The sequence below is a fragment of the Sorangium sp. So ce302 genome (assembly GCF_051530145.1).
In the GTDB taxonomy this organism is placed as follows: domain Bacteria; phylum Myxococcota_A; class Polyangia; order Polyangiales; family Polyangiaceae; genus Sorangium; species Sorangium cellulosum_B.
The window spans coordinates 12611680-12623213 of record NZ_CP150326.1 but is presented as its reverse complement, the minus strand read 5'-3'; the positions used below and the strand labels follow the sequence as shown (position 1 = coordinate 12623213).

At 71.4% G+C, this 11534-nt stretch carries 5 protein-coding genes; all 5 read left to right on the top strand.

Features of this window, described 5'->3' with window-relative positions; translation table 11 throughout:
* The 5 genes from WME73_RS47715 (at window position 1) to WME73_RS47695 (ending at window position 11323) form a co-directional block, all read left to right on the top strand.
* Window positions 1-1827, top strand: a complete 1827-nt coding sequence (locus tag WME73_RS47715) for an acetyltransferase (protein WP_437913934.1) — start codon at window positions 1-3, stop codon at window positions 1825-1827.
* A gap of 29 nt (window positions 1828-1856) precedes the next feature.
* On the top strand, window positions 1857-3344 hold the full coding sequence (locus WME73_RS47710) for an OmpP1/FadL family transporter (RefSeq protein WP_437742935.1): 1488 nt from the start codon (window positions 1857-1859) through the stop codon (window positions 3342-3344).
* Window positions 3345-3443: 99 nt separating this feature from the next.
* A complete protein-coding gene (locus tag WME73_RS47705; protein WP_437913933.1) occupies window positions 3444-7316 on the top strand; it encodes a protein kinase domain-containing protein in 3873 nt (1290 codons plus the stop codon).
* Between the two features lie 459 nt (window positions 7317-7775).
* Window positions 7776-8057, top strand: coding sequence for a hypothetical protein (locus tag WME73_RS47700; protein ID WP_437742933.1), 282 nt, complete (start codon window positions 7776-7778; stop codon window positions 8055-8057).
* A 194-nt stretch (window positions 8058-8251) separates the two neighbouring features.
* Window positions 8252-11323: a tetratricopeptide repeat protein gene (locus WME73_RS47695; protein ID WP_437913932.1), complete on the top strand. Its 3072-nt coding sequence runs from the start codon at window positions 8252-8254 to the stop codon at window positions 11321-11323.
* Window positions 11324-11534: the final 211 nt, after the last annotated feature.

Here is an 11534-nt window from a genome sequence, read left to right as displayed (position 1 = left end):
ATGGAAGCGCGAGACCGCACCCGCCCCGCCGCACCCGCCGCCCGCCGGCTCTCCCGGCTCGGCCCCCTGCTCGCCGCCGCGCTCTCCACTGCGCTGCCCGGCTGCGTCGAGGCCGTCACGGTGGAGCAGGCGCCGCCTCCGCAGGCGCTCGGCATGAACGAGAGCCGCACCCTCACGCTCGAGTTCCTGCGGTTCGACGCGAGGGGCTTCGCCAAGACGCTCACGCTCGACGAGCTCAAGGCCATTCCGCGGCCCACCCTCGAGGGGATATGGCTGCTCGATCTCGACATCTCGACGCTCATCGAGAACGCGCTGCTCAAGGTCATGTACATGCCCCCCGCGGAGATCGCGGCGCTCCCGCCGGCGTCGCGGAACCTCGTCGGGCTCCTGAACATGACGCCGGAGAACGCCGACCTCCGCGGCACGAGCCTCGAGGGCCTGCTCGGGGTCGGCAACGCCGTCGGGCTCCCGACGTCGAAGATCCTCTCGGACCTCACGGGCGCGGCCGGCAACGAGCGGCTCATCCCCGTCCAGATCACCGCGCAGGCCGTCCTGGAGAACCTGGTCAGCACCCACCCGAACACCCAGCACCGGAGAGGGCCGCCGAACGACGAGCACCCGGACGGCGTCTACCCCGTCGCGCCGCACTCCATCCCCGTCACGCTGTACGACGTCGTCACCGATTTCGCCGGCCTCGCCGCGCAGTTCGGCCCGACGCCGCTCGATCCCGACGACCCGGGCGGCGCGGAGCACCCCGGCTTCATCAAGGCCGCGTCGGGGGTGAAGGCGGCCCTCGACGACTTCACGATGACGGTCCGCGTCGACGTCAACGCCCTGCCGTACAAGGGGGTCGACGCCACGATGGCCGACGTCGCGAGCGTCAACAGCACGCCGGGTCAGATAGACACCCTGTTCGATTTCAGCCAGGAGGACTGGCTCGTTCTGGACAACCTCGCCAGGAACCTGAGCATCGGCGAGCTGACGCTGGCGATCCCCGAGAACGCGATGCTCCTGCCAGGCGGAACGAGCCGGGAGCCCGCGCCGCGCGGCAACTCGCCCGTGTGGGAACAGCCGCTCTGGGAGTTCGAGCACATCCTCGCCCGCGCGGGTGAGCTCAGGGCAGCGCAGATCGAGGATCACTGCTCCAGCTACGCGCCCGCGGGCACCTCGACGAGCGACTTCGAGGCCGTGAAGGTCTGCATCGACGAGAGCGGGTGGACCGAGATCAGCGTCGACGAGAGCGTCGTCCTGGAAGACCCGCCTCCGGCGCCGTCCTACTTCTGGGACATCCTCCTCGACGTGGCCCAGGCGCGGCTCCACGACGGCGGCCTCGCCGAGGGGGAGGCCAACCTCGAGGTGACCCTGCGCGACGTGCCGGTCGGCGTGAAGACCGAGGATCTCGTCGCGAGCATCAAGGAGAACCTGGCGAGCGATCCAGCGGTCCTCAAGGACATGGCGCTCGAGCTCAACAACAACGCCGCCGGCGACGCGGACTTCTACCTCTACCAGCCGAGCACCGAGAGCGGCGTCGCCGGCCAGCGGGATTACCTCTACTTCGTCGCGCCCGACGACATCCGCAAGGACGCGGACGGCGTGCGCGTGCGCGACTATGCGTACGAGAGCCCTGGCTTCTTCTCCGACCCCGCGCTCGAGAAGAAGGTGTCGACGACCGAGGAGATCGACGGCGACGCGCTCCACGAGAAGGTGGAGGTCAAGGCGGGAGATACGCTGTACTTCGCGGACGACGAGGGGCACCGCTACGAGATCAGGATCGGCGACAAGCAGAGCCCCCATCGCCTCTCGCTCACCCTCACCCGGATCCAGTGATCGGCCCCCCCACCGTGAGGACCCGTCTCATGCAAGGAGCTCTGCCGCCCCCGCGGCCCCGCGCCCGTGCGCGTCAACGAACACGACGTGAGCTCGCCGCGCTCTCGCTCGCGACAGGCCTCGTCTGCCTGACGGCGCGGGACGCGCACGCCTCGGGCATCGACGCGCCCTGGGTGACGAGCGGCCTCTCGGGCCCCACGACGTCCGACGCCGCGGCGGTCTACTGGAACCCGGCCGAGCTCGCGGGTGTCCAGCGGCCGGAGCTCGTCCTGGGCGCGGGCCTCATCGTCGGCCACGCGACCTACCAGCGCGAGCGGCGCGGCACGTACCAGACGCCGGACACGCTTCAGTTCAAGCTCCCGCTCGATCCGGCGAACGTCGACGCCAGCAAGCGCGGCCGCGCCGAGGAGGTGTCGACGACGCCGATCGCGCCGACGGGCAACGCCTTCCTGGCGATCCCGGTCCTGCCGAACCGCCTGACCGTGGGCGTCGGCCTGTACGTGCCTTATGCCGCGGCGCTCAGCTTCCAGGACGGCGCGCAGCGCTGGCAGCTCCGGCAGGCGTTCATCGTCTCGACGTCGCTCACGGCGGCCGCCGGGCTCAAGCTGACCGACCAGGTCTCGCTCGGCGCCGGCGTGTCCTACGTCAGCGGCCTCGCGGAGCTCTCGAAGGTGCAGGACTTCGGGAGCCTCAAGGAGTTCCACGACGGCCTCGACTACCTCAAACAGGACAACGACTTCGGCCCGAACACGCCGTCCGAGCTGCGCGAGCTCGACGTCCTCGCGCGCTCCATCTCGATCAAGGAGGCCCTGTCGCACGGCGCCTCCTTCCACCTCGGGCTGGCCTTCAATCCCAACAAGGACCTTCGCTTCGGCCTCACGTACCAGCACAGCGCCGCGATGCGGTACAAGGGCAAGTTCGCCATCGACATGAACCACCCGTTCTTCACGCAGGACCTCGCCGAGCAGGGCCTGCGTTACAAGCCGCTGGTCGAGGGCGACGTGGAGCTCTCGTTCACGCTCCCCAAGCGGCTCACCGCCGGCGTCGGCTACCGGGTGAACGACAAGCTCAGCCTCGATGGGCTCCTCTCGTACGTGCTCTATTCGGACATCGAGGCGTTCGTCGTCGAGGCCTCCTCTCCGGACCTCGCCCAGCCGAAGCTCGGGATCACCGATCGCGTCACCGTGACGCTGCCGCGCAGGTGGAACGACACGGTGTGGGCGGAGATCGGCGCCAAGTACAAGCTGAGCGAGGCGCTTCTCGCGACGGCGTCGGTCGGGTATCAGTCGGCGGCCTCGCCGGACAGCACGATCGACGTGGCCTCGCCCGACAACCACCGGCTGATCGGGGACGTCGGGGGTGTCTTGAAGCTCAGCGATCGCGTGTCGCTCTCGGGCGACGTCCGCGTGCAGGGCATCCTGCCGCGCACGGTGACCGGCTCGGATTACGACCTCGGCAACGGGAAGTACTCGCTGGTGCTGGCGACGGTGGGCGGACACCTCAAGTTCGTGTTCTGACGGCGATTCGCTGACCACCGGCGGCACGACATCGTTGGGCAACGGCTCTGCGGCGCCGAACCGCTTTCAGGTGCCCGGCGCGAGTACATAGGAAGCGCCATGCACGTGCTGGACCTCGTCGAGGATCGGTTCGAAGTCGAGCGTTTCGCCGCCTCCGGCGGGATGGGGGACGTGTACCGCGCGCGCGATCGGCGGTCGGGAGAGGCGATCGCGCTCAAGGTCCTGCAGGGCGCCAGCGAGCGCGATCTGCGCCGGTTCGCGCGAGAGGCGGAGGCGCTCGTCACGCTGCGGTTGCCCGGCGTCGTGCAGTATGTCGCGCACGGCGTGACCGGCGCAGGGCAGCCGTACCTGGCCATGGAGTGGCTCGAAGGCGTCACCCTGGAGGAGCGGCTCGCCGAAGGACCGCTGACGTTCGACGAGAGCGTGACGCTGGCCGCGCGCGTGGCGGAAACGCTTGGCGCCGTCCATGGCCTCGGCATCGTTCACCGCGACCTCAAGCCGAGCAACCTGATGCTCGTCGATGGCGACGTCGAGCGCGTCACGCTGCTCGACTTCGGTATCGCGCGCAATCTCCGGATCGAGCTGAGCCTCACGTCGCCCGGAGCGCTCCTCGGAACGCCCGGGTACATCTCCCCCGAGCAGGCGCGCGGCGACTTGGCCGTCGACGCCCGCGCCGACGTGTTCGCGCTCGGATGCGTGCTGTTTCAGTGCCTCGCCGGGCGCCCGCCGTTCCTGGGCGGCAGCGTGCTCGCGCTGCTCGTGAAGGTCGTCCTGGAAGATCCACCGCGGCTCGGGGAGCTCCGCGGCGACATCCCCGAGCCGCTCGAGCGCCTGGTGACGCGGATGCTGTCGAAGGAGGCAGCGCAGCGGCCGCGCGACGGCGCCGCCGTCGCAGCGGAGCTCGCGGCGCTGGCCGACGGGCGCCCCGGCGGAGCGGGCGCCGTCTCGGCGCCGTCCGCGTCGAGCGAGGCGATCACGACGGCCGAGCGCAGGGTCATGTGTGTCATTTTGACCGCCAACGGCACAGACGAGACAGACGCCACGCACTCGGACGCCGAGGGCGCCGCGCGGACCCAGGCGCTGCGGGACATCGTGGCGCGCCACGGCGGGAGCCTCGATGTGCTCCAATCGCGCTGGCTGCTCGTCGCGCTGTCGGGCGCCGAGTCCCCGACCGACCTCGCGGTGCGAGCGGCCCACTGCGCGCTCGCGCTCCGGACGGTGCTTGGCGGCGCACCGATGGCCGTCGCGACGGGGCTGGCGGAGATCGAGGGGAGGTTGCCTGTCGGCGAGCTCGTCGATCGCGTGGCGCAGCTCATCGCCGGGCGTGACGGCCCGCTGCCCTCGGGCATCCGGCTCGACGAAGCGACGGCGAGCCTGCTCGCGAGCCGCTTCGATACGGCGCGCGAGCCCGAAGGATGCTGGCTTCGCGGCCCCAAGGCGGAGCCGGACACTGTCCCCAGGTTGCTCGGGAAGCCGACGCCCTGTGTGGGGCGCGAGCGCGAGCTCTCTCAGCTCGCGGCCGAGTGGCGCCACTGCGTGGACGAGGGCTCCGCGAGCGCCGTGGTCGTCGTGGGCGCCCCCGGCCTTGGCAAGTCGCGCCTCGCCTGGGAGTTCCTCCGCGCCCTCGAGGAGCAGCGCGAGGCCGCCGAGATCTGGATCGGCAGGGCCGATCCGATGGCGGCCGGCTCGGCGTTTGGCCTGCTGTCCCAGGCGCTCCGCCGCGCCATGCGCATCCTCGACGGCGAGCCGCTGGAGGTGCGGCGGAGCAAGGTGCGCGACCGGGTCGAGCAGCTCGAGAGGCTCGGGGCCAAGCGCCCGCACGTCGCGGCGTTCCTCGGCGAGCTCGTCGGGACGGCGTTCCCCGACGAAGGCGACGTGCAGCTCAGCGCGGCGCGGCAGAACCCGATGCGGATGGGTGATCGCCTCCGCGAGGCGTTCGTGGACTTCGTCAAGGCCGAGTGCCAGCGGCAGCCGGTGCTCGTGGTGCTGGAGGACCTCCACTGGGGCGATCTGCCCACGGTGACCTTGATCGACGCCGCGCTCCGGCACGCCAGGGACCTGCCCTTGTTCGTCCTGGCGCTCGCTCGTCCTGAGGTCGACGAGCTCTTCCCGGCGCTCTGGAGCGAGCGCCACGGCCTCCGGCTCAGCCTCGCTCCGCTGCCCCGGCGCGCGGGTGAGCGGCTCGTGCGGGAGGTGCTCGGAGGAGGCATCGGCGCCGAGCAGATCGAGCGGCTCCTCTCCTGCGCCGAGGGCAACGCGTTCATGCTGGAGGAGCAGATCCGCGCGGTCGCCGAGGGCAGGAGCGCGGGCACGCCCGAGACGGCGCTCGCCATGGTGCAGGCGCGGCTCGAGGCGCTGGATGTCGAAGAGCGGCGCGTCCTGCGCGCGGCGAGCGTCTTCGGTGAGACGTTCTGGCAGGGTGGAATCGCCGCCCTCGTGGGGGGCGCGCCGGTGGCGCCGCGGCTGGGCGAGCTCGCGCGGCGGGAGCTCATCCTGCGGCGCCACGAGGCGCGTGTCGCAGGCGAGGTGGAGTACGGGTTCCGCCATGCGCTGGTCCGGGAAGCCGCGTATGGCATGCTCACCGAGCGTGACCGCCGTGTCGGCCACGCGCTCGCGGGCGACTGGCTGGAACGGACCGGCGGCGCAGACGCGATGGCGCTCGCGGAGCACTTCGAGCTCGGCGACGCGCCGGCGCGGGCGGCGGAGGCGTACCTGCGCGCCGCGGAAGAGGCGCTTCGCGGCAACGATCTGCGCACGGCGGTGGAGCGGGCCGACCGCGGCATCGGCTGCGGCGCCGCTGGAGAGACCGCGGGCAGGCTCCGCCGAGTTCAGGCCGAAGCGCATGTATGGAGCGGCGATTCCACGCTCGCCGTGGAGCGAGGCCTGGAGGCGATCGAGCGGGTCGAGCGAGGCTCGACCACATGGTTCTCAGCCATCGAGCAGCTGTGCCTGGCCTCGTCCAAGCAGGGATCGTTCGACGCGCTGGAGCGATGGCTGGCCATGGCGGCGGATGCGCCAGCCGCAGGCAACGCTCAGTGCGTCAAGCTCACGTGTCTCAGCGCCGGCGCGATGATGCTGACCATGAGTGGGCGTTATGCCGAAGGGGACGCTCTGATGGAGACCGTCGAGCGCGTCCTCGCAAAATCAGGGATACAGGACCTGGAGGTGATTGGACGCCTCCACGACGCGCGCGCGTGCTACGCGATGTGCACTGGTGACCTCAGCGCCGCCGCGAACCGCCTGGAGACCGCGCTGTCCGCCTTTGACCAGGCTGGCGATCGTCGCAATACCTGCAGCGCCCGAGCAAATCTCGGCTTTTTCTACGCGGAGCTCGGCGACTTCGAGAGGGCGGAGTCGTTGCTGCGCGCATCCAGGGACGAAACCGACCGGTTGCAGCTCTGGGATCTGAAGATCGTCGTGGAGTCGAACCTCGCGCAGATCCTCACGCATCGCGGGCAGCTGGCCGAGGCGCGGAGGCTCGCAGAAGCAGGCGCCACGCCGAGCCGGGAAGCGAGCGGCGCGCGTGTGGAGATGATGTCCCGCTGCTGCCTCGGGAGGATCGCCCTCGCCGCCGGCGATCTCGAGACCGCCGAGCGCGAAGCGCGCGCTGCCATCTCGCTCGCTCCCGGCATACCGACGCTCGGCGTGCAGGCCTTTGCGGTCCTCGCGCGCGCGCTGCTCGGACTCGGCCGCATCGACGACGCAGTCCGGACAGCAGCCGACGCCAACGCCACGCTGGAGTCGTTCGGAACCATCGAAGAGGGCGAGTCGTTCGTCCGCCTGACCTGCGCCGAGGTGCTCTCCGCGAGCGGTAGGCACGACGAGGCCGCCGCCGCGATCAGCGCGGCCAGGACGGCCCTGCTCGCGCGCGCCGAGAAGCTCGGCGACCCGGCCTGGCGCGAGCGCTTTCTCGAGCACGTCCCCGACAACGCCCGCACGCTCGAGCTCGCGCGGCGGTGGCTCGGCGGCTGATCCTCGCCGTGCAAGGCGCTTCTCTCTTGGTGGAGGGGAGTGGGGCTCAGGACGCTCTCATCGGATGATGAGTTCACGTCGTGGCTGTTCGCCGCGAGCCGGCGCGCTGTTCTCCGCGAGGAACAGGTGTCTCCTCCAGAGAGACAGGGGGCTCGGCAGCCTCGTGCTCAGCTCCGGAGACAGGGGAACGATACGCCTCGATTTCGGCGCAAACGCGGGAGCTCGCCGACGGACACCCGGCCCGCTCGCCGTGGCATGGCATCTGCAAAACCTTTCGCCGGACGCTTCGTTTCTCGCCGACAGCGCCGCTTCAACCCACGGGCAATGCACGTTGCGCGCGGGTCGACGCGCAGAGGGCCGCTCGCCGTGAGCTCCTGTCGACGTCAACGACATCGCAGTTCCACCTGTCCGGTCACCATCGAGGAGAGTCGAATGTTCACTCACGTCGCAAAACGATCGATGTCCATCCTTCTCGCGTCGCTTTTCGCGAGCATCACCCTGCTCGGCTGTCAGGTCGAGGTCGCCGAGGAGCCATCCCCCGACGTCGAGGTGGGCGAGGCGAGCCAGGAGTTGATCAACTGCAAGGGCCGGTGCGTCAGGTTCTTCTTGGCCTGCATCCGGTCGAGCGAAGAACCCGAATTGTGCACCGCCGAGCGGGATGCCTGCCTGGCGGACTGCGACGAGCAGACCTGCGAGCCCGGGGAGCCCGGGTGCTGCCAGGGTCAGCCGACCTGCTGGTAGTCGCCTCTCCCCCGCCCTGCCGGGATGACGGAACCGCCAAGGCGCCATAAGACGCCAAGATGATTGGGATTATCCTTGGCGCCCTCGGCGCCTTGGCGGTTCAAAGGACCCACCGTCAGTCAAAGTACCCCACCACCCGAGAGAGGGCGACGCAGGGAACGCAGGCCGCGACGCGGCATGCTACACAGGGTCCTGTGAGCCTGGGCGAGAGCGTGATCATCTGCCCGGGGTGCAGCGCGGAGAACTCACCCTTCAACCCGCGTTGCACCCGCTGCGAGGCGCTGCTCTCGGAGGAGCCGCGGTCGCGCTCCACAACCGCCGACGAGCCCCCGTCGAGGCAGTCGACCTCCCGCGACGAGCACGTGTCCTCGAGCGTCACGATCGATCCGCTCGCAAGCACGGTTGTCGTCCCGGACGGGGGAGCGCCCGTGCCTCCGGCGCCGCCCGGGGCCGAGGCGTCGCTCGATCTGCGCCCGGGCACGAAGCTCGGCCGGTTCGAGGTGCTCGATCGCCTCGGCGAGGGCGGCATGGGCGTGGTGGTGCGAGCGCGCGATCACGTGCTCGGCCGCGACGTGGCGATCAAGGTGCTGCGGCCCGAGGTGCTGGGGCGATCGGGCGCGGCGACGGCGCTCGCGCGGCTCGTCCGCGAGGCGCAGGCCATGGCGAGGATCAAGCACCCCAACGTCGTCACGGTGCACGAGGTCGACGCCTCGGCCGGGCAGGTGCGCGTGGTGATGGAGCACGTCGACGGCCGGACGCTGCGCGCGTTCTGCGCGGAGAAGCGGCGGCCCGCCTCGGAGGTCGTGGCGGCCTTCCTCCAGGCGGGCAAAGGGCTGTCGCAGGTGCACCACGCGGGGCTCGTGCACCGCGATTTCAAGCCCGACAACGTCCTTGTCGGCGCCGACGGCCGCGTGCGCGTCACCGATTTCGGGCTCGCGGGGCTCGCGGAGGGCGAGGCCGGCGGCGGCGGCGCGGAGGCGGGGATCGAGGCCGCGCTCACGCGTTCGGGCTCGTTTCTGGGGACGCCCGTCTACATGGCGCCGGAGCAGCACCGGCGAGAGGCCGCGGATGCGCGGGCCGATCAGTATGCGTTCTGCGTGTCGCTGTGGGAGGCGCTCGCGGGCGAGCGTCCGTTCGCCGGCACGACCTACGACGAGCTGCGCGAGAACGTGGCGCTCGGGCGGGTGCGAGAGCCGCCGCGAGGGGCCGAGATGCCGGCGCGGATCCGCCGCTGTCTCGAGCGCGGGCTCTCCGTCGACAGGGACGCTCGATACCCCGACATGGACGCGCTGCTCGCCGATCTATCGAAGGATCCGGCGGCGGCGTGGAGGCGCGGGCTCGTCGCGGCGTCGGGGCTCGCGCTCGCGGGCCTGCTCGCGTTCGCGTTCGCGCGGCAGCCTGCGGACAGGCTCTGCAAGGGCGGCGAGGCGAGGCTCGCGGGCGTCTGGGACGAGGCGACGATGGCCAAGGTGCGGGCAGCGTTCGCCGGCACCGGGCGGCCGCACGCGGAGGACACGTACCGGCGCGTGGAGAAGGCGCTGGGCGATCGAGCGCGCGCGTGGGTCGCGATGTACGCCGACTCGTGCGAGGCCACGCATGTGAGGGGCGATCAGTCGGCCGGGCTGCTCGATCTCCGGACGCTGTGCCTGGAGCGCCGCCGCCAGGAGATGGGGGCGCTCACGGCGCTCTTCGCGCACGGGGCGGACGCCGAGGTGCTCGATCGATCGATCGAGGCGTCGCTCGCGCTCCCGGGCCTCGAGCGCTGCGCGGACGCGGGCGCGCTGACCGCGGCGATCCCGCCGCCCGCCGACGCCGCGGCGCGGGCCCGCATCGACGCGCTGCGGGGTCGCCTTGCCGAGGTCAGGGCCCTCGATGAGGCCGGCAAGTTCGGCGACGCGCTCGCGCTCGCGCGGCCGCTCGCCGACGAGGCCCGCGCGGCGGACCACGCCCCGATCGAGGCGGAGGCGCTGTTGATGCTAGGGCGCGCGGCGCGGGACGCGCACGACGCCCCGGCCGCGGAGGCGGCGCTCCGCGAGGCGCTGCGCGCGGCGGCGCGGGCCAGGGACGACGCCCTCGCGGCGGAGGCATGGCCGCAGCTCATCTACGTGGTCGGCTACCTGGGAGGCCGGCACGCCGACGCGCTCGCGCTGCAGCTGGCCGCCGAGGGCGCGGTCGAGCGGACGGGGGGCGACACGCTGGCGAGCGCGCGGCTGCTCGGCACGCTGGGCAGCGTGCTCGACGAGCAGGGGAAGTACGGCGAGGCAGCGCAGCACGTCGAGCGCGCCCTGGCCGGCCTCGAGAAGGCCCTTGGCCCGAGCCATCCCGAGGTCGGGGCGACGTGGAGCCGCCTGGGCACCGTCCTCCTCCACCTCGAGCGCTTCGATGACGCCGAGCGCGCCTACACGCGAGCGCTCGCCGTCCGAGAGGAGACGCTCGGCGCCTCTCATCCGAGCGTCGCGCTCACGCTCAACAGCCTGGGTCGCCTCTTCAACACCCAGGGCAAATACCGAGATGCCTTGCCCCGGATCGAGCGCGCCATCGCCATCCAGGAGCGGGCGCTCGGCCCCGATCACCCGTTTCTCGGGGCCTCCGTCAACAACCTCGGCAATGCGCTCGTCATGCTCGGCGAGACCGACGCTGCCAGGCGTGCTCACGAGCGGGTGCGCGCCATCCGGGAGAAGGCGCTCGGCCCCGATCACCCCGACGTCGCGTCATCCCTCAACAACATCGGGGCCGTCCTTGAGATGCAGCAGAAGTTCGCCGAGGCGACGCCCTATTACGAACGGTCGCTCGCGATCCGCGAGAAGGCGCTCGGCCCGGATCACGCGAACGTGGCCGCCTCGCTCGGCAACCTGGGGAGCGCGCTCGTCGCGCAGAAGAGGTACGCCGAGGGCCTGGTGCGCCTCGAGCGCGCCGCGGCGATCCAGGAGAAGGCCTTGGGCCCGAGCTCGCATGCGGTCGCGGCGATGCTCACCGGGATTGCCAGCGCCTACAACGAGAAGGGCGAGCCGGGAAAGGCGCGCCCGTTCGCCGAGCGGGCGCTCGCCATCTATGCGGCGAAGGGCGAGGGCGTCTCGCCGATCGAGCTCGCGGATACGCGCTTCCACGCGGCCCGGGCGCTCTGGGGATCGGCGCGGGACCGGAAGCGGGCGGTCGAGCTCGCGTCCCAGGCGCGCGACGCCTATGCGGCCGAAGAGGGGGAGTACGCGAAGCGCGCGCTCACGGCGGCGAAGGAGTGGCTCGCGGAGCACGGCGGCGCTCGGTGAAAGGGGGGCCGCGCTCGGGGAGGAGCTCCCGAGCGGGCGGCAGGGGAACTCCCCTATCCTGCGCCCTCACCTACCCGCGGCTCTCGAATCTCGAGCTCGCGATCGTCATCGACTTTGGCGAGGTGAGAGTGAGGCAGGGTATCCATCGCGTGGTCAACGGACTGCGGGAATGACTTCACCCCTCTCCCTCAGATTCTACGGAGGAGCCCAT